General features: G+C 34.8%; 19 protein-coding genes. 15 read left to right on the forward strand and 4 right to left on the reverse strand.

Going from position 1 to position 21890, the window contains the following annotated elements; genetic code table 11:
* From Q0A18_RS00390 to Q0A18_RS00420, 7 genes are all read left to right on the forward strand, one after another.
* Positions 1–1406, forward strand: a 1406-nt coding sequence (locus tag Q0A18_RS00390; RefSeq protein WP_292008184.1) for a fibronectin type III domain-containing protein, incomplete at its 5' end; no start/stop codon positions are given.
* Positions 1407–1614: 208 nt separating this feature from the next.
* Positions 1615–3549, forward strand: a complete 1935-nt coding sequence (gene gyrB, locus Q0A18_RS00395; protein WP_292008185.1) for a DNA topoisomerase (ATP-hydrolyzing) subunit B — start codon at positions 1615–1617, stop codon at positions 3547–3549.
* 110 nt (positions 3550–3659) lie between these two features.
* Positions 3660–5549 carry a DUF3857 domain-containing protein gene (locus tag Q0A18_RS00400; RefSeq protein WP_292008186.1) on the forward strand — a complete coding sequence of 630 codons (1890 nt, stop codon included), beginning with the start codon at positions 3660–3662 and terminating at the stop codon, positions 5547–5549.
* Between the two features lie 2 nt (positions 5550–5551).
* Positions 5552–7483 carry a DUF3857 domain-containing protein gene (locus tag Q0A18_RS00405; protein ID WP_292008187.1) on the forward strand — a complete coding sequence of 644 codons (1932 nt, stop codon included), beginning with the start codon at positions 5552–5554 and terminating at the stop codon, positions 7481–7483.
* Between the two features lie 60 nt (positions 7484–7543).
* Positions 7544–7942 (forward strand): DUF5684 domain-containing protein, encoded by a 399-nt coding sequence (locus Q0A18_RS00410; protein ID WP_292008188.1) that lies wholly within the window; start codon positions 7544–7546, stop codon positions 7940–7942.
* An 81-nt stretch (positions 7943–8023) separates the two neighbouring features.
* Complete coding sequence (locus Q0A18_RS00415; RefSeq protein ID WP_292008189.1) at positions 8024–8866, forward strand: RsiV family protein; 843 nt, start codon at positions 8024–8026, stop codon at positions 8864–8866.
* A gap of 44 nt (positions 8867–8910) precedes the next feature.
* Positions 8911–9762, forward strand: a complete 852-nt coding sequence (locus Q0A18_RS00420; RefSeq protein ID WP_292008190.1) for a diacylglycerol kinase family protein — start codon at positions 8911–8913, stop codon at positions 9760–9762.
* A 67-nt stretch (positions 9763–9829) separates the two neighbouring features.
* Here Q0A18_RS00420 and Q0A18_RS00425 read toward each other — a convergent pair whose 3' ends face one another.
* On the reverse strand, positions 9830–11110 hold the full coding sequence (locus Q0A18_RS00425; RefSeq protein ID WP_292008191.1) for a dicarboxylate/amino acid:cation symporter: 1281 nt from the start codon (positions 11108–11110) through the stop codon (positions 9830–9832).
* 45 nt (positions 11111–11155) lie between these two features.
* A complete protein-coding gene (gene ggt / locus Q0A18_RS00430) occupies positions 11156–12841 on the reverse strand; it encodes a gamma-glutamyltransferase (protein ID WP_292008192.1) in 1686 nt (561 codons plus the stop codon).
* Between the two features lie 90 nt (positions 12842–12931).
* Here ggt and Q0A18_RS00435 point away from each other — a divergent pair, with 90 nt between their 5' ends.
* Together Q0A18_RS00435 and Q0A18_RS00440 are read left to right on the forward strand one after the other, a co-directional pair.
* Complete coding sequence (locus Q0A18_RS00435) at positions 12932–13897, forward strand: NAD-dependent epimerase/dehydratase family protein (protein ID WP_292008193.1); 966 nt, start codon at positions 12932–12934, stop codon at positions 13895–13897.
* Between the two features lie 113 nt (positions 13898–14010).
* Positions 14011–14733, forward strand: coding sequence for a polysaccharide deacetylase family protein (locus Q0A18_RS00440; protein WP_292008194.1), 723 nt, complete (start codon positions 14011–14013; stop codon positions 14731–14733).
* 3 nt (positions 14734–14736) lie between these two features.
* Here Q0A18_RS00440 and Q0A18_RS00445 read toward each other — a convergent pair whose 3' ends face one another.
* Positions 14737–15942 carry a metallophosphoesterase gene (locus Q0A18_RS00445; RefSeq protein ID WP_292008195.1) on the reverse strand — a complete coding sequence of 402 codons (1206 nt, stop codon included), beginning with the start codon at positions 15940–15942 and terminating at the stop codon, positions 14737–14739.
* 65 nt (positions 15943–16007) lie between these two features.
* Complete coding sequence (locus Q0A18_RS00450) at positions 16008–17075, reverse strand: ketoacyl-ACP synthase III (RefSeq protein WP_292008196.1); 1068 nt, start codon at positions 17073–17075, stop codon at positions 16008–16010.
* A gap of 98 nt (positions 17076–17173) precedes the next feature.
* On the opposite strand from Q0A18_RS00450, the gene Q0A18_RS00455 reads away from it, so the two are divergent.
* From Q0A18_RS00455 to rny, 6 genes are all read left to right on the forward strand, one after another.
* A complete protein-coding gene (locus Q0A18_RS00455; RefSeq protein ID WP_292008197.1) occupies positions 17174–17743 on the forward strand; it encodes a hypothetical protein in 570 nt (189 codons plus the stop codon).
* Positions 17740–18471, forward strand: a complete 732-nt coding sequence (gene ubiE, locus Q0A18_RS00460) for a bifunctional demethylmenaquinone methyltransferase/2-methoxy-6-polyprenyl-1,4-benzoquinol methylase UbiE (RefSeq protein WP_292008198.1) — start codon at positions 17740–17742, stop codon at positions 18469–18471. Before Q0A18_RS00455 ends, ubiE begins: the two co-directional genes overlap by 4 nt.
* Positions 18472–18474: 3 nt before the next feature.
* Positions 18475–19257: a porin family protein gene (locus Q0A18_RS00465; protein ID WP_292008199.1), complete on the forward strand. Its 783-nt coding sequence runs from the start codon at positions 18475–18477 to the stop codon at positions 19255–19257.
* A gap of 149 nt (positions 19258–19406) precedes the next feature.
* The gene (locus Q0A18_RS00470; RefSeq protein WP_292008200.1) at positions 19407–19709 is read left to right on the forward strand and encodes a hypothetical protein; all 303 of its coding nucleotides are present in this window, start codon (positions 19407–19409) and stop codon (positions 19707–19709) included.
* The gene (locus tag Q0A18_RS00475) at positions 19709–19996 is read left to right on the forward strand and encodes a cell division protein ZapA (protein WP_292008201.1); all 288 of its coding nucleotides are present in this window, start codon (positions 19709–19711) and stop codon (positions 19994–19996) included. Before Q0A18_RS00470 ends, Q0A18_RS00475 begins: the two co-directional genes overlap by 1 nt.
* A gap of 226 nt (positions 19997–20222) precedes the next feature.
* Positions 20223–21791 (forward strand): ribonuclease Y, encoded by a 1569-nt coding sequence (rny, locus tag Q0A18_RS00480; RefSeq protein WP_292008202.1) that lies wholly within the window; start codon positions 20223–20225, stop codon positions 21789–21791.
* The last annotated feature ends 99 nt before the right edge of the window (positions 21792–21890 follow it).

The following is a 21890-nucleotide window of genomic DNA, read 5'->3' on the forward strand; positions in this document are numbered from 1 at the left end:
CGATTAATTCATTGGGAAGCTCAGCAGTTACTACAGGAACGAATTTCACTACTTTGGTTACATCGCCTAGTGGCTTATCAGTAAGTGCTGTTACCAGTAATGGAGCAACTTTAAAATGGAATGCCGTATCTGGAGCTACAAGCTATAAAGTAGAATATAAAACTTCTTCTGCAACAACATACAATTCAGTAACAGTGTCCACTAATACAAGGGTGTTAACAGGCTTAACAGCGAATACTGTTTATAACTGGCGAGTAACAGCGATTAATTCATTGGGAAGCTCAGCAGTTACTTCAGGAGCAAATTTTACAACTTTAGTGCTTCCTCCTTCTGCACCGAGTAACTTATATGTAACTTATATAAGTGGAAATGGAGCTACATTAAACTGGGGTACAGTAAGCGGGGCTACAAGTTATAAGGTAGAGTATAAAACCTCCGCATCAAGCTCTTACAGTTCAGTAACAGTAACCACTAATAAAAGCATTTTAACAGGCTTAGCTGCTAGCACAGTCTATAACTGGCGGGTAACGGCTATCAATGCCGGTGGTAGTTCATCAGTTGCAACAGGAACAAATTTTACAACCCCGGTTTTGGTAAAACCTGCGACTCCAACATGGTCGTCAGTTTATAATTTTAACAGTAAAAGTATTACGTTAAAGTGGAGCATAGTAAGTGGGGCCACAAGCTACAAATTAGAATATAAAACTGCTGCAGCTACATCATATAATTCAGTAATAGTAACAACCGATACTAGGGATATTACAGGTCTGGTTGCAAATACGACCTATAACTGGAGGGTAACAGCAATTAATTCTAAGGGAAGTTCCGCAGCTATGACAGGTTTAACCTTTACAACATTACTTTCCTCACCAGCCGGTTTAAATGTAAGTTTTGCTCCTAATGGATATACTACATTCAGATGGAATGCGGTAAGTGGAGCTACTGGTTATAAGCTAGAGTATAAGGCTTCTTCCTCTACAACTTATAATAGTGTTACAGTCAGTTCTAATTCGTATGTTAAATCACTTCCTCTCAATACGCTACATAATTGGAGAGTGAAAGCCTTAAATTCAACAAGAGGTTCGAATGTTACTACAGGACCAAACTTTACGCCGGTTGCCACTACAGCAAAAGTTGCAGATATACCATCAGAGATTGGTATTTCTACATTACAAAAGAAGCCTGCTGATTTATATCCTAATCCTGCCCATGATATATTATCGGTTCGAGGTTTAGGTAATAGTGGAGAAAGAGTAGCCGTTGTTATTTATAATATGAGTGGACAGGTAGTGAAAACTATTAATGTTAAGCTAGAAGACAATATTCGTATTGATGTTTCTGACCTTCCGGAGGCTAATTATATTTTAACTGTTAAAGGAAATAAATTTAATTTTATTAAGAGATAAATCACGCTCAAAAATTTCAGATGCCGAAGTAGATAATTCTACTTCGGCTTTTTTATTAATGGAGTCTGAATATGTTTTTGTATTTATAGAAATTTAAATTTTGAGGGATAAAAACCTCTCTTTTTTTGACATATTTTAACTTTCATAAATCGAAAAAAATCACGATATTTGTAGGTCTCTGCGGAAGGGCAGAAATTAACAATTTAATATGAGTCAAAAACAATATACAGCTAGTAGTATTCAGGCATTGGAAGGAATGGAGCACGTTCGTATGCGTCCTTCAATGTATATAGGTGATGTCGGGACCAGAGGACTTCATCATTTGGTTTATGAAGTAGTAGACAACTCTATTGACGAGGCTTTGGCAGGATACTGTGATACGATTTCCGTAACTATTAAGGAAGGTAATGGTGTTGAAGTAAGTGATAATGGTAGAGGTATTCCTGTAGATTTCCATGAAAAAGAACAGAAATCTGCTCTTGAAGTTGTAATGACAAAAATCGGAGCCGGAGGTAAGTTTGATAAAGACTCCTATAAGGTTTCAGGTGGACTTCACGGAGTAGGAGTGTCATGTGTGAATGCACTTTCCAATGAAATGGTCACTACTGTTTACAGAGATGGAAATGTTTATCAGCAAATATATTCCAGAGGAAAAGCTCAGACAGGAGTAGAAGAAATCGGTAAAAGTGAAAATAGAGGAACTAAACAGTTTTTTCAGCCGGATGACAGTATTTTTACAGAATTAGTTTATAATTACGATACTTTAGCCAACCGTTTAAGAGAGCTTTCTTATCTTAACAGGGGAATTACGATTACTCTTACAGATGAACGAGAAAAGCTGGAAGACGGTTCTTTCAAATCAGAAGTGTTTTTCTCTGAAGGAGGTCTGAAGGAATTTGTAGAGTATATTGACGGAAACAGGGAGTCCATTATGGAACATGTTATTTTCATGGAAGGTGAAAGAGATGATATTCCTGTCGAAGTTGCCATGCGTTACAATACTTCTTTCAACGAGAATCTACATTCTTATGTTAATAATATCAATACTCATGAAGGGGGTACCCACCTGGCAGGGTTCAGACGTGCTTTAACCAGAACCTTGAAAAAATATGCTGATGATTTAGGTATTCCTCAAAAAGAAAAAGTAGATATTACAGGAGATGACTTCCGTGAAGGTTTAACGGCAGTGATTTCTGTGAAAGTAATGGAACCTCAGTTTGAAGGACAGACTAAAACTAAATTAGGAAACTCTGAAGTTTCCGGAGCTGTGGATAAGATCGTAGGGGAGATGCTTACTAATTTCCTTGAAGAAAATCCAACAGAAGCTAAGCAAATTGTACAGAAAGTGGTTTTAGCAGCCAAAGCAAGACAGGCAGCTAAAAAAGCACGTGAAATGGTTCAGAGAAAATCTCCGATGGGAGGCTCCGGACTTCCCGGAAAATTATCCGACTGTTCATCAAAAAGTCCTGAAGAATCTGAATTGTTCCTTGTGGAGGGAGATTCTGCAGGAGGAACTGCAAAACAGGGTAGAGACAGACATTTTCAGGCGATCCTGCCATTAAGAGGTAAAATCCTGAATGTAGAAAAGTCAATGCTTCATAAAGTATACGATAATGATGAGATCAAAAACATTTATACTGCTCTTGGTGTTTCTGTAGGTACAGAAGAAGACAGTAAAGCTTTGAATTTGTCAAAATTAAGATACCACAAAGTAGTAATCATGACCGATGCTGATATTGACGGATCCCACATCTCTACTTTGATTCTGACTTTCTTCTTCCGTTATATGAAAGAGCTTATCGAGAACGGATATATCTATATAGCCCAACCTCCTTTATATTTGCTTAAAAAAGGAAATAAAAAGATTTACGCATATAACGAAAAAGAAAGAGAAGAGTCTACTTTAGAAATGTCTCCGGATGGAAAAGGTGTTGAAGTTCAGCGTTACAAAGGTCTTGGGGAAATGAACCCTGAGCAGCTTTGGGAAACGACCCTTAATCCTGAAAACAGAATCTTAAAGCAGGTAACAATAGAAAATGCTGTGGAAGCAGATAATGTATTCTCTATGTTGATGGGCGATGAAGTTCCCCCACGAAGAGAATTTATTGAGAAAAATGCAAAATATGCTAAGATTGATGCATAATATTCAATCATTGAGATACAAATAAAAAGGCTTCTGAACAGAAGCCTTTTTATTGATAAAGAGTAAGGATTTTAATAATTTCATTATTTTTGTTAAAATTATTTAACAAGATGAAAATTTTATTCGTTGGGGCCTTATCAATAGCTTCACTATATCATGCTCAGAACTATCCGGCTTCAGCAATTCCTGAAATTCTTAAGAAAAATGCCAATATAGTTATCAGAAAAGATTTCACAACAGTTCAGATCAATAAAGTTGATGAAATAAAGTATTCCTATAATACAGTCAAAACTGTGCTGAGTAAAGATGGAGATTCCAAAGCTGTTGCTTACATACCGTATGAAAAAGGAGACCATATTTCCGATGTGAAAGTAACTATTTACGATAGTGAAGGGAAAAAAATAAAAACCTATTCCAAATCAGATTTTGGAGATTTTGCTCACAATCCACAAGGAACATTTTATTCCAATAGCAGATTGTTGGTTTTATCCTATACTCCCATTCAATATCCTTATACTATTGATTTTTCTTATCAGATAACTGACAAGAATACGGTTTTCATTCCTGACTTTATTCCTTTTTTTTCTACCAATACTTCCCTAGAGGAAAGTCAGTTTAAAATTATTAATAATTCAGGAATTGAATTAAAAACTAAAACATATCCATCCCCGTATAACTATACAAAAGTACAGTCTGTAGATAATGGAACAGAAAAAATATATACTTACAAAGAAGTTCCGGCAATGGATGACGCTCTTTTACTTCCTGAACCTATTAAGATTCTACCTAAGGTCAGTTTTGCCTTATCGAAATTCAACTTGGAAGGAAAGCAGGGAAACCTTAATAATTGGAATGATTTCGGATCATGGTACTACAATAGTATTGTACAGCCGGTTTCAGTATCTACTCCGGCAATAAAAAATGAAATAGCAGCCTTGAATCTGCAAGGGACAACCGAAGAAAAAGTTAAAAAGATTTATCAGTATATGCAGGAAAAAACCCGGTATATCTTTGTGGCTTTAGGAATTGGCGGATGGCAGCCTATGCTTCCTGATGAAGTTCAGAAAAAAGGATATGGAGATTGTAAAGGGCTTACCAATTACATGAAGACACTTCTGGATGAAGCAGGCATACCTTCTTATTATTCAGTAATCATCTCGGGTTCTTCTCCTATTTCGTTTGATCCTGAATTCCCTAAAATGGGAGGGAATCATGTTATTTTAATGGTTCCGACGGAAAAAGGAAATATCTGGCTGGAGAATACATCGCAGCAGATTGCCTTCAACCATTTAGGATATTCTACTACAAATAGAAATGTTTTATCCATTCAAAAAGACGGAATAAAATTAATTGATACTCCAGTTTATCCGGCAGAACAAAACAAGGAGAAACAGACCCTAAATATTAAACTGAATGAAGATAATAGTATTTCAGGAGAAGGTAAATTTGCTTTTACCGGAAGTCAGTATGACTATAATCTGCCATATATTAATTTATCACCTCAACAAAGAAATGAGGCATTGAAAAAACAGTTTGATGTATTGAATTTTGAAAGGGTGGAAATGAAAAATTTTATTAATGATAAAGACTTTGCCATAGCTAAATATGATATTGATTTTAAGGCTAATCATTATTCGAAAAGTTTAGGGGAAGGAATGCTATTCAGAGCGGTTCCTATATTTTCAAGCTCTGTCTATAAAGCAGATGAAAACAGAACATTACCCTTTGAGATAGGTCAGTCTTACGAAGATGAATATGAAATCAATTTTATCATTCCGGCTCAGTATAAAGTAGATGAAATGCCTGAGAATGTGAGTTTAAACTCTGAATTCGGAGCCTATAAGTTAAGTTTTATTAAAGATGGAGCTGTTTTGAAAGTAAGCAGGACAATAAGAATTAATAAAGGCATTTATCCAAAAGAAAAATATAATGATTATATAAGTTTCAGGAAAAAAACTTTAAACAACGATAACTCGAAAATTTTAATTACTAAGATATAAATATGAAAAAAATTATTTTACTTCTTTCCTGTACCATAAGTATTGGCTTTATTAATGCCCAGAAACATGAGTTCCTTAATCCGCCTAAATTTGATGATGCAGATTTATCTAAAGAAAAATCCGGTTTAGATGCCAATGCGCCTGCAGAAATCCTGTATAAATCTTTACATTTTATGGTCGATGGCTCCACAGGAAATCTCCTTAAAAAAGTATATTACAGGGTGAAAATTTATAATAAAGATAAGGCGGAAGATTGGCTGAATCTTGAAATTCCACTCTATCAGAATGGTAGTAGCCAGGAAACATTATCTAAAATGAAAGCTTTTACCTATAACCTTGAAAATGGAAATGTAGTCCCTACTAAAGTGGATAAAAGCTCTAAATATAAAAGTAAAGAGAATAAATATACGAACATAACGAAATTTGCTTTTCCTAATGTAAAAAACGGCTCTGTATTGGAATATCAATATGAGATCACTTCCCCCTTTTTATATGCTATACCGGAAATTCTAATTGAAACGGATACTCCTTCATTATATACCGAATATATATTGGAGAATCCTTTGAATATTTCTTATAATGTAAATTATACCGGAGATCTGGAGCCAAAATACAGAATGGTACAGGATAAGACATTATATGGAATGGATTATAAAACTTACAGATTCGGATATGAGAACCTTAAGGGGTTTAAAACTGAGAAATTTGTAAAAAACGACAGGAATTACCGTACCAAAATAAGTGCAGAACTGCACTCTACCAATTTCAGGGAGCTAAAATTATACTCATCTTCCTGGGAGCAGATTAAAAAAAGATTGTATGAAGATGAAGACTTCGGTTCAGAGCTGAAAAAGACAAAATTAGCGAAAGACAATATGCCTGCCGGAATTTCAGATTTAAAAGGTGATACAGAAAAAGCCGATGCTATATTTAAATATGTGCAGAAAACATTTACCTGGAATAATGACAGGGGAGTAACTACAGATCAAGGATTAAAAAAACTGGTAGAAACAAAAACTGGAAATGCTGCGGAAATCAACCTTTTTCTGGTGATGATGCTTCGTGAAGCAGGTCTCAACTCAGATCCTGTACTTATCTCTACGGTGAGTAACGGAATTATCAACCTTGCTTCTCCCAATGTGTCTAATCTCAATTTTGTAATTGCAGCTGTTAAGACCAAAGAAGGATATCATTTATTGGATGCTACTTCAAAGCAGTCCTCAATGGATCAGCTACCGCCGAGAGATTGGAATCATTTTGGAATTTTGCTTAGTAAGGAAAAAGTTCAACAGCTTCAGATGGAAAACCTGAAACCAAGTTATACTTATCTTACGGTTCATGCAAAAATGAATGAAGAAGGAAGTATTTCAGGTACCTATTCCGATAAAGATACAGGTGCTTATGCGATGTTTGCCAAAGAAAGCTATGATGATAATGCCGAAAAATATAAAAAGCAATATAAAGAAAACTTTACTATAGATTTTACGGATATTGATTCTAAAGTGCTGGAAAACGGTGATTTTGAAAGCACAATGAAATTTACTTCCAATAATCTGATAGATAAGGTAGGGAAGAAAATTATCATTAATCCTATGTTGTTTCTGAGTAAAACAACCAATGAATTTGATCAGGCAGACGAAAGAAAATATCCGATTGATTTCATAGCACCATTTACCAGAACAAAAAAAATTGTATTGGAACTTCCGGAAGGGTATACAGTAGAGGCACTACCTAAGGATAAAAAAATTATAACTGATGATAAAGAGATCGCCTATGAATATGTAGCAGGGCAGAATGGAAATACTTTAGAGATTACTTCTACAACAACAGTATCCAGTGCTGATTATCCTAAAGAATATTATCCTGCTTTTAAACAGATATGGGGAACTGCTTCTAAAAGTGAAAACCAGGTGATCAGTTTAATAAAGAAATAAATCACTTTTTATTGATATAAATTTTCCTTACTTTTGCAGTTAACATAAAAACACTAAACTATGTCAGACTATGATGCATCAGTGGGCGCAGCCGCTGCAGGAATCGGAATAGTGGGAATTATTTTTCAAATTGTAGTGTATCTTTTCTATGGATACTGCATGTATAAAGTATTCCAAAAAGCAGGAGTAGAAAATGCTTGGGCTGGATTTATTCCAATTTATAACATAATTGTTTTAATTCAGATTACTAAAAAACCAATATGGTGGATTATTTTATTCTTTATTCCATTCGTAAACATTTATGCAATCTGGGTCCTTTTAGACAGATTAGCGAAAGGATTTAAAAAAGAAACTCCGCTTTATACAATCCTTTTATTCTTCTTAGGATTTATTTTTATTCCGGTTTTGGCTTTCGGAAATGATACTTTTGATGCTAATGAAATTCCGAATGATCAATAATAATTAATGATTATAAGATAATATTTTTAAAAACCATTCGACTTTTGAATGGTTTTTGCTATTGTATAAAAAATAATAATTATGAAAAATGCAATTACTATTCTGGTTTTTACCTCACTGATTTTCTCTTCAGCTTGTAAAAAAAATGAAAATAAGCCTGAGGAAACTACAAAAGATCCCATAGAGGTCCAGCAACCGGAAAAATTTGTTATAGATTCAGTGATAATGAATGATTCCACAAAGATATTAAAAGGACTTACCGTAAAATATTATTCAAAATTATTAGTATTTCCTACTTTAAAAGATCAAAAATTATTGGATAGCATTTATTCTCAATATAAAGGAGTAAAGGACTTTTCAAAAGAAGGCTTAAAAAGCTATTTAGAAAAAGATAAAAAAAATTATTTTAATTCTTTAGCGAAGGATTTGGAGGGACTTACTGATGAGGAAAGTGAAAGATTCTCTAATCAGGAATGGTACTCCAGTTCATCTATGGAGGTAGTATCAAATATCAGTGACTATATGCATATTCAATATTCCGGCGGGGGTTATGAAGGTGGAGCCCATGATAATTATGGCTTTTCGGAGAGAGTGTTCGATCTGAAAAATAATAAAAGGCTAGCTCTTCAAGATATAACCTCAATGGCTAAGAAGGATTTGGAAGAAAAGCTAATGAAGAATATTGATAAAATTCACGGTGGAGCTACAGATTCTGATGGGGATATTAAGAATACAGACATGCTATTGGTGGAGGTAATACCGGTTACAAATAATTTCTATTTTGACAGTAAAAACCTTTATTTTCACTATAGCCCTTACGAAATTGCGGCCTTTGCGGCAGGAGATATTATTATTCCTATTTCGTGGGAAGAGTTGGGAGGAACACTTAATCCAGAATTTAAAAAAAGAATGAAAATAAAATAATTTAAATGCTTCCAGATTAGGAAGCATTTTCTATTTTTGTGCCGATGGAAAAAGTAGCTTTTATAATTAATCCCTTTTCTGCTAAAAAAAAATATCAGCCTTTTCTGAATGAACTGAAGAAAAAAGTTGATAATGCCTTATACTATGTTTCTGATTCTATTCAGGGAACTGATAATTTTATTCAAAATCATTTTAATGATATTGATGTTTTTGTAGCCATAGGAGGGGACGGAACTATTTCTACCATAGCCAGAAACCTGATTGATACCGATAAAATTTTAGCCATTTTTCCAGCAGGTTCGGGAAATGGATTTTCCAATGAAACTAAATTCAGTCATAATCTTGATGAACTTTTAAAAAAAATAGAAGTCCGGAAATTTAGGAAAGTAGATACATTTACAGTTAATGGAAAGCTTTCAATTAATGTTTCAGGGACAGGTTTTGATGGAAAGGTAGTTAAAGAATTTGAAAAAACAGATCGGGGTTTTAAAAACTATATAAAAGTTTCGATAAAAACATTTATTAATTATAAACCTATAAAGGTAAAATTCCTGGAAGATGAATATAAAAAATATAACGGAAGATATTTAATGGTAAGTATTGCCAATACCCGCCAGTTTGGAAATAACGCTTATATCGCTCCTCAGGCTAGAAAAAGCGATGGATTGGTAGATGTAGTATTAGTGAAAAAATTTCCTTTTTTTTATTCCTTACTTTTTGCCTACAGAATGTTTACTAAAAAACTGAAGGCAGATGATTATATTACCTATCTGCCTGTCTCAGAGATCAAGTTTGAAGTCAATACTAAAAACTGGCACCTTGATGGAGAATTTAATACAATAGAATCTCCGATTCATGTGAAAGTTCTGCCAGACAGTCTCAACATACTCATGTAATCCATCATTAGAGTTAAAATTTACTATAAAAAATCCCCCGGAAAGTAGTTTCAGGGGGATTTTATAATTATGACTCTATGCTTTGTTCGATTTCTTGAGGATGATTTAATGCATACTGAAGTTTATCCTTATCGAGTTGTTTTTCCCAGTTAGCGACTACAACAGTTGCTACAGAGTTTCCAATAACATTGGTAAGGGCACGGCATTCACTCATGAATTTATCAATTCCTAATATTAAGGTCATACCTGCAATCGGAATTTCAGGAACTACAGCCAGAGTTGCAGCTAATGTTACAAATCCAGCACCTGTTACTCCCGCTGCTCCTTTTGAACTTAACATGGCTACCAGTAATAAGATTAGTTGCTTTTCTAAAGGTAAATGGATATCCAGAGCCTGAGCTATAAATAGCGAGGCCAATGTCATGTAAATATTGGTTCCGTCAAGATTGAAAGAATACCCGGTAGGAACTACCAAGCCTACAATAGCTTTAGAGCATCCTGCCTTTTGCATCTTTTCCATAAGACCCGGAAGGGCCGGTTCAGAAGAGCTGGTTCCTAATACAAGGAGAAGCTCCTCTTTCAGATAGATCATTAATTTGAAAATATTGAAACCGTTGTACCATGCTACGGCACCCAGCACTAAAATTACAAACAGGAAGGAAGTTACATAGAAAGTTACTACAAGGAAAAGAAGGTTCAATACAGAATGCAGACCATACTTTCCGATAGTAAAGGCCATTGCACCAAAAGCACCTATTGGTGCAAGCTTCATAAGAATACTTACGATTTTAAAAACAGGAACGGAAAGAGCCTGTAAAAGATCTGTAATTTTCTGGCTCTTTTCTTTTGTTAAAACCAGGGCAACACCCATTAAAATAGCGACAAGTAATACCTGTAATATATTTTCCCCTACCAATGGACTGAATAAAGTCTCCGGGATGATATTCATAATAAATCCGGTAATTGTGGATTCATGAGCTTTTTTCTGATATTGGGTAACATCTCCGGAAAGACTGGCCGGATCAATGTGTAATCCTGCGCCCGGCTGCATGATATTTCCAACAATAAGTCCGATGATAAGTGCAAGCGTGGAGAATGTGAAAAAGTAGATCATTGCTTTTATTGCAATTCTTCCTACCTTTTTCAGATCTGTCATATGCGCAATTCCTAAAGTCAGAGTAATGAAAATAACGGGTGCTATAATCATTTTAACCAATTTGATGAATCCGTCTCCTAACGGTTTCATTTTTTCACCGATTTCAGGATAAAACTTGCCTAAAAGTATACCGGCAATGATAGCAACGATAACCTGAAAGTAAAGTTGCTGGTAGAGTTTTTTAGTTTTCAATGTGTGTTTTTTAGTTTAATTAAATGTGTGGGAAATTAAGAAAAATTATTCAACTGCAACAGAGTCATCCCCACGACCGTCTGCGACCGCATGAATACTGCCTTTATCATCAATTAGGATCATTTCTGTTTTCCCTATATGATCTACACTTTCGAAGGTGTAGCCCTTACTTTTGAGTTCATTGATTGTAGCTTCGGGAAAATTTGTTTCTACTTTAATAGTTTCCGGAAGCCACTGATGATGAAATTTGGGTGCATTGACGGAAATATTGGCATTTTGTTTAAAGTCAACAACATTTACAATTGATTGGAAAACAGAAGTTGAAATTGTTGTACCTCCCGGTGTTCCCACAACCATGTAGGGTTTTCCGTTTTTCAGTAGAATAGTGGGAGTCATGGAAGAAAGCATTCTTTTATTCGGCTGGATGGCATTGGCTTCTCCTCCTACGGCACCAAACATATTGGGAACACCTGGCTTTATAGAAAAGTCATCCATTTCGTCATTTAAAAAGAATCCGGCTCCAGTTACTACAACTTTACTTCCATAATATCCATTAAGGGTAGTTGTTACAGATGCCGCATTTCCTTCCTTGTCAATAATAGAAATATGGGTGGTCTGCATGGATTCTTTTGGTAATGTAATAATCTTACCCACTTCAGCACTGGGTGTAGCCTTGTTGAAACTAAAGCTTTTCCATCTGTTTTTTAAATAATCTTTAGAAATAAGATAGGAGGTTTTATCCTGAATAAAATCCGGATCTCCCATATATTCTGCACGGTCAGCATAAGCCCGTCTTTCTGCTTCTACCATGATTTGCACGGCCTGTGATGAGTTTTGCTGATATTTCTCAAGTTTTTCAAAACCTGACATGGTAAGCATCTGAGCCAAAAGAATTCCCCCGCTGGAAGGTAATGGCATGGAAACGACATCATTATCCTTATATTTAAATTCTAATGCTTTTCTCTCCGCTACTTTATAGTTTTTGAGATCTTCCAGTGTAATAATACCGTTGCCTCTTTTCATTTCTGCTACGATAAGCTGAGCTGTTTTTCCTTGGTAAAATCCCTTGGCTCCGGACTTCTGAATTAATTTTAATGTTTCAGCCAGTTCCTTCTGAATTAAAATATCCCCTTCTTTCCAGGGCTGACTTTTTACAAATACGATGGGTGACTGATTATGTTTTTGAAAGGCTTCTTTGTGCTTATTAAGAAAATCAGCTTCAAGTTGTGTAACGGCGAATCCTTGTTCTGCCAGATCAATAGCGGGCTGAATTAAGGTTTCCATCGGAAGTTTACAATGTTTAAGGGTTGCATAAAAACCGGCAATACTTCCCGGAACTCCGACAGATAACCTTCCGTTTTGGGAAAGATCAGTATTTGCTTTGCCGTTTTTATCAATGTACATATCTCTGGATGCTTTTTGAGGTGCTGTCTCACGATAATCCAGTGTGAATTTCTCCCCATTGTTTTTTACACCCACAAGGAATCCGCCGCCGCCAATATTTCCTGCCTGAGGATATACTACAGCTAAAGCGTATTGTGTAGCCACAGCAGCATCATATGCATTGCCTCCCATTTTAAGAATCTTAGCTCCCGCTTCACTGGCCAGAGGATGTGCGGAAACCACAATTCCCTTATTTTTTACCTTGACTTCTTTGATAATATTGATATCAGTGAATTGTGCAGAAACGGATTGACTGATGAGTACTATTACAGCTATAAACTTCTTCATAATAAAAATTATACCCGAATTTACAATTTTGTTTTTGAATAGGGGGTAAAATCTTTAATTTTGCCCATAATCAAAACTAATAAAAATAAAATGGAGTCCTATACGGAAAAAATATTAATTACAGGTGCTTTGGGACAGATTGGAACAGAGCTCACCAACAGACTGGTTGAAATTCATGGAGCTGAGAATGTAGTGGCTTCAGGATTGGACAGATGGCAAAAAGGGATGACTTCAGCCGGGTATTATGAAAGAATGGATGTTACCAATACCCAACTTATGAAACAGGTGATCCAGGATTATGATATTACTACTGTTTATCATTTAGCCTCCTTATTGTCCGGAACTTCAGAAAAGCAGCCTCTCTTTGCTTGGAAACTTAATCTGGAACCACTTCTTAACCTTTGTGAAATGGCAAAAGAAGGATTGATCAAAAAAATATTCTGGCCAAGTTCCATTGCTGTTTTCGGGAAAGGAATTCCAAAACAAAATGTAGGTCAGGATGTCGTTTTGAATCCTACCACTGTTTACGGAATATCTAAAATGGCAGGGGAGAAGTGGTGTGAATATTATTTCGATAAACATGGAGTAGATGTAAGAAGTATCAGATATCCCGGACTGATTTCTTGGAAAACCCCGGCGGGTGGTGGGACTACCGATTACGCTGTCGAGATTTTTTATGAAGCTATCGAAGAAGGAAAATATACAAGTTTTATTTCTGAAGACACTGCGATGCCTATGCTTTATATGGATGATGCCATTAATGCTACTTTGAAACTAATGGAAGCTCCCAAAGAAAATCTAACAGTTCGTTCATCGTACAATTTAGGGGGAATGTCTTTTACTCCAAAAGAATTGGCTGAAGAAATTAAAAAAGAAATACCAGAATTTAGTATCGATTATAATCCAGATTTCAGACAGGCAATTGCTGATTCATGGCCAGCTTCTATTGATGATTCAGTGGCTAAAAAAGATTGGGGACTTACCTATGATTTTGGGATTTCAGAAATGTCCAGAGATATGATCAAAAATTTAAAAGTAAAATTAGATAAAAACTAATTATTAAAGTTTTACTTTAAGTGTTTATATTTTTAACATTTGATTGCTAATAGATTATGATTTTTATATAAATTAAGGTTTAAATGGTATTGTTAACTTTCAACATCGTAAATATGACATCAGCAACTAAAAAAGTTGTTGAAATTTCTTTGGAAGAAAGAATCAAGATTACGGAAGATAACATAAAATCTATTCTTAGAATTTTAGATCTTCATGATGTTAGAGCTACCTTTTTTATAGACTTATCCATTGCAGAAAAATTGCAGAATCTTATAAAAGCAATTTCAGGTCGTGGACATGAGATTGCTTTTTATAATTTAAATACAGGAATTTCAGAAATAGAAAGGATAAAAAAAATGACGGAGGATTTACTTGAGAAGCAAATTCGCGGAATCCGTCAGAAAGATTTTAAACTCTCCTTATCGGAATTGAAATTATTAGGCTTTAATTATATTTCAAATATTGATAATGCTAATATCCTTTTTCCTTTTAAAAGACTAAAAAGAAATACTGAAATAACAGAAGAAGAAGGATTAAGTATTATTCCCGAAAGTATTTCCCCTTACAGCCAGCTGCCTTATAATGATTTTGTGTTTCAGGTGTTACCTATGAAATATTATGAAAATATGGTGTTTGAAACCTTAAAGAGTGATGAGTTTGTACTGATTTATCTCAATTCATGGCAATTCACGGATTTCAAAAAATATCCGTTTAAAGTTCCTTTTTACAGAAATTATTCTTCAGGTAAAAAAATGGAAGACAAACTGGAAGCGCTTCTCTCTTGGATTAATGAAAAAGAGCTGGCCACTTCCAGAATGAAAGATTATATTTTTTAAGCCCTAAGAAAGCTCAAAAAGTGTAATTTCAGGAAGAACTCCCACTCTTCCGGGATATCCCAATACTCCGAAACCTCTGTTGACGTACAACATTTTTCCTTCACTTTCATAAAGGTCGGCCCATTTTGGATAACGATATTGTATCGGAGACCATTTTATATTTTTTAAATCTATACCGAACTGCATTCCGTGTGTATGGCCGGAAAGTGTAAGCTGGACATTTCCCGGGTGATTTTTTACCACATAATCGAAATGCGTAGGGTCATGGCTCATTAATATTTTAGCTGCAGATTCAGGTACCCCGGCAAGAGCTCCGTCAAGATCTCCAAACTGTGGAAAAGGTTTCATTCCCCAGTTTTCGACCCCCAGGATATAAAGTTTTTCTCCATTCTTTTCAATAATCCTGTTTTCATTTCTCAGCATATCAAAACCAGCCTGTCTTTCATAATCGATCAAGGTTTCAAGGTTTTTCTTTTTGGCATCCGGAGAAGTCCAGGTAACATAATCTCCATAATCATGATTTCCAAGCACGGCAAATTTACCGTCTTTTGCTTTTATAGTGGAAAAGAGAGGAATGAACGGTTTAAACTCATCTGAAACATTATTAACCATATCCCCGGTGAATAGAACAAGATCAGGATTCTGTTCATTGATCAATTGTATCGCGTGTTCCAGTTTCTGAGGATCAGCAAAGCTTCCGCTGTGAACATCCGAGATCTGAACGACCTTGTAACCCTTAAAACTTTTTGGTAAATTTTTAATTTTAACTTTGACTTTTCTTACCGTATGTCGGTACTTTCCAAAAGTAACTCCGTCAATGAATAAAGCGGAGAGAACACCGCCCATTCCAAGACCCATTAAGCTTAAAAACTTTCTTCTTTCAGGAAAAAAATGCTCACTTGGTTTTGTTAAGCTGATTAAGTAGCTTCCTGTGCGGAAAATATCGTCAATAAGCAAAAATAGTACGATAAATATTTTAGGCAGGATAAACGTCAGAAATAAAGTCATCATCAAATGAACTCTGTGAGGATCTTTATCTGCTCTATTAAAATTGGCTATTTCGTAGGCGAAAATACCATATACGGTAAGTGATAATACTACATAGACCGACTTTATCCAAAAGTTTTCTGTTAAAGTCCTGATAGCTTGGTAAATGTAAATTTCTAAAAAAAGAAAAATAGCAGTTCCAATTATAAAATTTCTTTGCATAATCTGTTTAAAAAAAGCACAAAGGAAATTCCCTTTGTGCTTCAATATCTTTTTATTTATTGTTATTAAGGAAATCTATAAACGATAGCATTGATGTTCATTCCGGCTCCTACCGAAGTCATCACAATGTTACCTTTTTCTTTAAACGATTGACCTGCCATTTTTCCTTTAATTATTAAATCAAACATAGTAGGAATTGTTGCAACAGAAGAATTTCCAAACTCCTGAATGGTCATAGGAGAGATCGCATGATCATATTCTTTAATATTGTAAAGCTTATGAAGTCTTTCGACCATCGCATAATCCATTTTCGCATTAGCCTGATGAATTAATATTTTATCAATATCCGTTAAAGAAAGCCCTGCATCATCGATAGTTTCTTTGATAGCTGTGGGAACATTTTTAAGAGCATATTCATAAATTTTTCTTCCCTGCATTCTTACAAATAAACGTTTTTGGTCAAAATCTTTATTAATAGATGAATTATTTTCCAAATAGTTAAGTTCGGCACTATTATCGCATAAAGTATTGTGAGAGATGATTCCTACATTTTCTTCTTCTGTAGCCTGGACCACTACAGCTCCTGCTCCGTCAGCAAAGATCATTTTGTTGCGATCATAAGGGTCGGTTACACGGCTAAGTGTTTCAGCACCTACCACAAGAATTGTTTTAGCAACTTTTGCTTTAATTAAGTTATTCGCCAAGATCATAGCTTCTACCCATCCCGGACAGCCGAAAATCATATCATAAGTGATGCATTTTCTGTTTTTGATACCTAATTGATTTTTAACCCTTGCAGCCATATTAGGCATAAAATTCACATACCCGTTTACTGTTACTTCACCAAAGTTGCTGGCATATATAATATAGTCTAAATGTTCAGGATCTATTTTGGCGTCTTCGATGGCCGCTTTTGCGGCTTGGTAACCGATTTTTGAGTTGGATAGTTCTTCCTCAATAAATCTTCTGTTTTCAATTTCTGTAATTTCTACAAATTTTGCAATAATTTCTTCTGTAGGTTTTTCTATTTTTTCTCCTTCGTCCGTATAGAATTCGGAATCCATAAAATAGTCTCTACCAATGACCCTATTAGGTATATAAGATCCAGAACCAATGATGATTGTATTAGGCATGCGTTTATATCATTTTTTTGAGAATGCAAAGTTAATAATTAATCTCCATAAGAAAGAATTAAAAATATTATTAAATTTGCAAAAAATTTTCATTAAATATGAAAGGTAATCCATCAATAAAAGGCTTATTAATAGCAATTCTGGTATTTGTAATGGCCTTTGGTATCTATTTTCTCTTTTTAGCCAAGGAAAATTATTATTTAGTAGATAATCCTACTCCTAAAACCTATTATTTTAAGATTAATAACGGTTCAGAAGGGGTTATTTCAGGCGGACAAAGTGTTCAGGTAAAACTTAATCAGGGGAAAAATTCTATAAAAGTTTTCGATGACAATAAAAAATTATTGTACGATTCGGCTTTCCAGGTAAATAAAATCCGCGGACTATTAAATATAGCCCATCAGGATTATTACATCAATAGTCAATATTATGGATACAATCTTAAAAAAGATTCATTACTTTTGGCTCTTGATAAAACCGTTATAGACGGTAAAGAATATTTTGGCGGAGCTAAACATTTTAATAAACTATACACAGACGATTTCTATTATAATGTAGATGAAGACTATGATAAAGTCATTAAAAATATAGAGAAAGTGGAATTCCGCACCAAAATTTTCAGAAAACAAGATTACCTTAACTATTATAAAGAATATTACAAGTTTTGACAAACGATATCAATAAAGTAACTCCCTACAATTCTGAGGCTACGAAGAAGAGCCAGGTAGAGGATATGTTCGACAATATAGCACCCAAGTATGATTTGCTAAACCATGTTTTATCCATGAAAATCGATGTTTTATGGAGGAATAATTTAGTGAAATGGATGAAGAAAGATACCCCTAAAGAAGTGCTGGATGTGGCTACAGGAACGGGAGATCTGGCAATCACCATTGAAAAGGGAACGCAGGCAAAAGTAATTGGTTTGGATTTATCGCAACAAATGTTAAATGTTGGCGTTATTAAAATAAAAAAACTTAATTTAGACGGCAAAATTTCAATGCAAAAGGGCGATGCGGAAAATTTACCCTTCGAGGACAATAGATTTGACGCGGTTTCCGTTGCATTTGGAGTTAGGAATTTTGAAAACCTTAAAAAGGGGTTGGCAGAGTTAAGAAGAGTAGTGAAAGATGACAAGAGTGTTTATATACTGGAGTTTTCAAAGGTTGAGGGTTTTTTAGGACCATTATATATGTTTTATTTCAAGCATATATTACCAAAAATAGGTAGGTTGGTTTCTAAAGATAATAGGGCATATACATACCTTCCGGATTCTGTGAATGCTTTTCCTTACGGGGAAAAGATGAAACAAATTCTTTTAGAGACCGGATTTAAGAAAGTTGAATATAAAAAACAAAGTTTAGGTATAGCCACAATTTATAAAGCAACAAAATAACCTATGAATAAATTTCTATTAAAAGCACTGGTTTTAGCTTCAGTTAATATTGCAGTTTTTGCAGATGCCCAATTCAGAACCCGAAACAGAATGGATAAGTTGGAAGAATTTGATCAACAGACCTTCAGTTGGGGTTTTTATTTGAATGGGAACAGACTGGACTACCGTATAGTACTCAATCCAAGATATGGAATGAATGGGAATCAAAATCTTGTTACCACTAAAGAAAGTTATAGCTTCGGTGCCGGATTGATCGGTAAATGGAGACTTAATGATTATTTAGATTTAAGATTGGAACCAGGCTTACAATTTGCTCAGAGGCAATTAACTTTCAACACGCAATCGAATGATCAATATGCTGCCGGAACTTTAACCAATGATCCATTCGTACCTATTCCTTTAACAGAAAATGACAAAATAAGAGATATTAAATCTACTTTAGTGGATATCCCTGTAATGCTGGAGTTCCATGGAATGAGATGGTATAATTCAAGACCTTATATTGCTGCAGGGGTGAACTATATTGTTAATCTGCAATCCAATTCAGATTCGGAAGATGATAATATGCAGCAGGTTTTCAGATCTACCACTCACAATTTTGCATGGTCTGCCGAGATGGGAATCCAATTCTATTTTAATAAATTTAAATTAACGCCGGCGATCAGAGGAACTTTCTTTATGAATAATGAAAAAGTAGCCGATAATGCTACAACTCCTCCTTATTGGGCTTCGGCAATGTCTACTTTACAAACAAGAGCGATTATGTTTGTTCTGAAATTTGAATAAAATATAAGAAAAATAACTTAATACAATACAAAAAAGAGGTACAATAGTATCTCTTTTTTGTATGCAAGTCAAAATATAGAAGGTTTTTATTTTCATGAATACTATTATTTTCCTATTTTTGCTAATAGTTAGAATATACAAAACCTGAAATGCTTCAAGATTTAGAAAACAACTTTTCAGAACTGGAAAAAAAGATTTTGAACCTTCAAAAAAAGTATCAGAATCTTGCTGAAAGATTATCGGAACTAAATATAGAGCATGAAGATCTGAAGAAGAAATATGATGAGGAAAGAAAAAGAAATCAGGTATTAGCAGAAGAACAAAAAAATATAAAACTTTATTCGGCAATATCAGGGAATCCTGAACACAACAGACTCATGAAAAACCACATTAACAGATTGGTAAAAGAAGTAGACTTTTGTATTGCCCAGCTTCAAAACAGTGGATTATAATGGAGGTAAGAAGAATAACCATCAATATAGCAGGGAGAGTATATCCGCTGAATGTACCTGCAGCAGAGGAGGAAACTTTGCGTAAAGTAGGGAAGCAAATTGAAAATATGATTAAAGATTTTGAACAAAATTTTGATGTAAGAGATAAGCAGGATGCTCTGGCAATGTGTGCCCTTAAATTAGGGACCAATGCAGAAGTACTTTCTGTTAATTATGAAAAAAATATAAATTCTACCAATGTACGGTTACAAAGTATGAACCGTCTGTTGGATGAAACAGGGAAATAGATTTTTTTTCCTTGAAACGACTGCCTACATTAATTCTAACACATTAAAGGTAAACTCAACGCTAAACAATTACCGAACAAATGTCCATTGAATGGCGTGCCGGACTTCCGGATTACAGACAGTGGAAATCAGTTCAAATCGTGTTGATTAGGAGTTTACTCTCAATCTTTGAATTGTTGTAGGCTTTTTTATGTATTAAAATAAAGACAATTAAAACTCAATATATATGACAACAGCCATTATAGTCGGCGTTATTTGCTTAGTAATAGGAGCTATTATAGGGATGGTATTCTCTAGAAGCTCACTAAATTCTAAAGCAAAATTTATTATAGATGATGCAAAGAAGAATGCCGAAAATTTAATAGAAAAAGCTAATGTACAAGCTGAATCCATAAAGAAAGAAAAGAACCTTCAGGCCAAAGAAAAATTCCTTGAACTAAAGTCTCAGCATGATGCTGATATCCAGGTGAGAGAAAAGAAAATGCAGGAAGCCGAAAAAAGAATTAAGGATAAGGAGCATAAGCTTAATGATGAACTTAGCAAAACAGGGAAATTAGAAAAAGATCTGGACAGACAGATTGCTGATTATGCTAAGAAAAATGAGATTTTGGATAGAAAACAGTCGGAATTAGATTCTATAACTGCTAAAAAAGTTGAAATCTTAGAAAAAATTTCTAATTATTCTGCTGATGAAGCAAAAGCTGAATTAGTGGAGTCCATGAAAGCAGAAGCGAAAACCAGAGCTCAGGCGCATGTTCAGAGTATTATGGAAGAAGCTCAGATGAATGCGAAAAGTGAAGCAAGAAAAATTGTTATCCAAACCATTCAGAGGATAGGAACAGAGCAGGCTATTGAAAATTCAGTATCTGTATTCAATATCGAATCTGATGAAGTAAAAGGTAGAATTATCGGTAGAGAGGGTAGAAATATCCGTGCTTTAGAAGCTGTAACCGGAGTCGAAATTATCGTAGATGATACACCGGAAGCTATTCTTCTTTCCTGTTTCGATCCGGTAAGAAGAGAAATTGCAAGATTATCACTTCATAGGCTGGTTACCGATGGCAGAATTCACCCTGCAAGAATTGAAGAAGTTGTAGAAAAAACAAGAAAACAAATAGAAGAAGAGATCATTGAAGTAGGTAAGAGAACCATTATTGATCTTGGAATTCATGGATTACATCCGGAATTGATTAAAATCGTAGGTAGAATGAAGTATCGTTCTTCATATGGTCAAAACTTATTACAGCACTCAAGAGAAGTGGCCAATATAGCTGCAACGATGGCTGCTGAGTTAGGATTAAATGTTAAATTGGCTAAAAGAGCAGGTTTATTACATGATATAGGTAAAGTACCTGAACAGGAATCTGAACTTCCGCATGCACTGCTAGGTATGCAATGGGCAGAAAAATATGGAGAGAATGCAGAAGTAATTAATGCGATTGGTGCTCACCACGATGAAGTAGAAATGACATCATTATTATCACCTATTATTCAGGTTGCAGATGCCATTTCAGGAGCAAGACCAGGGGCGAGACGTCAGGTTTTGGAATCTTATATCCAAAGATTAAAAGATCTTGAATCTGCGGCTTTAAGCTTTGATGGTGTATCAAGCGCCTATGCTATTCAGGCAGGAAGAGAATTGAGAGTAATGGTTGAAAGCGGAAAAGTAAATGATGAAGTTGCTTCTCAGTTGTCTTATGATATTTCGGAAAAAATTCAAAATGAATTAACCTATCCGGGACAGGTAAAAGTTACTGTAATCAGGGAAACAAGAGCAGTAAATATTGCGCGATAACATCTGTAATATATTAATATATAAACCTTTCAAAAAAATTGAAAGGTTTTTTTATATCTGATTTTGAAGAAATGTTTTCCTTTATGATAGCTTTGTCAG

The organism is Chryseobacterium sp. (genome assembly GCF_022712095.1).
Lineage (GTDB): Bacteria > Bacteroidota > Bacteroidia > Flavobacteriales > Weeksellaceae > Chryseobacterium.

Coding starts and splice junctions, on each gene's coding strand:
- gyrB (WP_292008185.1), top strand. CDS start 1,615: ATGAGTCAAAAACAATATACAGCTAGTAGTATTCAGGCATTGGAAGGA.
- Q0A18_RS00400 (WP_292008186.1), top strand. CDS start 3,660: ATGAAAATTTTATTCGTTGGGGCCTTATCAATAGCTTCACTATATCAT.
- Q0A18_RS00405 (WP_292008187.1), top strand. CDS start 5,552: ATGAAAAAAATTATTTTACTTCTTTCCTGTACCATAAGTATTGGCTTT.
- Q0A18_RS00410 (WP_292008188.1), top strand. CDS start 7,544: ATGTCAGACTATGATGCATCAGTGGGCGCAGCCGCTGCAGGAATCGGA.
- Q0A18_RS00415 (WP_292008189.1), top strand. CDS start 8,024: ATGAAAAATGCAATTACTATTCTGGTTTTTACCTCACTGATTTTCTCT.
- Q0A18_RS00420 (WP_292008190.1), top strand. CDS start 8,911: ATGGAAAAAGTAGCTTTTATAATTAATCCCTTTTCTGCTAAAAAAAAA.
- ggt (WP_292008192.1), bottom strand. CDS start 12,841: ATGAAGAAGTTTATAGCTGTAATAGTACTCATCAGTCAATCCGTTTCT.
- Q0A18_RS00435 (WP_292008193.1), top strand. CDS start 12,932: ATGGAGTCCTATACGGAAAAAATATTAATTACAGGTGCTTTGGGACAG.
- Q0A18_RS00440 (WP_292008194.1), top strand. CDS start 14,011: ATGACATCAGCAACTAAAAAAGTTGTTGAAATTTCTTTGGAAGAAAGA.
- Q0A18_RS00445 (WP_292008195.1), bottom strand. CDS start 15,942: ATGCAAAGAAATTTTATAATTGGAACTGCTATTTTTCTTTTTTTAGAA.
- Q0A18_RS00450 (WP_292008196.1), bottom strand. CDS start 17,075: ATGCCTAATACAATCATCATTGGTTCTGGATCTTATATACCTAATAGG.
- Q0A18_RS00455 (WP_292008197.1), top strand. CDS start 17,174: ATGAAAGGTAATCCATCAATAAAAGGCTTATTAATAGCAATTCTGGTA.
- Q0A18_RS00465 (WP_292008199.1), top strand. CDS start 18,475: ATGAATAAATTTCTATTAAAAGCACTGGTTTTAGCTTCAGTTAATATT.
- Q0A18_RS00470 (WP_292008200.1), top strand. CDS start 19,407: ATGCTTCAAGATTTAGAAAACAACTTTTCAGAACTGGAAAAAAAGATT.
- Q0A18_RS00475 (WP_292008201.1), top strand. CDS start 19,709: ATGGAGGTAAGAAGAATAACCATCAATATAGCAGGGAGAGTATATCCG.
- rny (WP_292008202.1), top strand. CDS start 20,223: ATGACAACAGCCATTATAGTCGGCGTTATTTGCTTAGTAATAGGAGCT.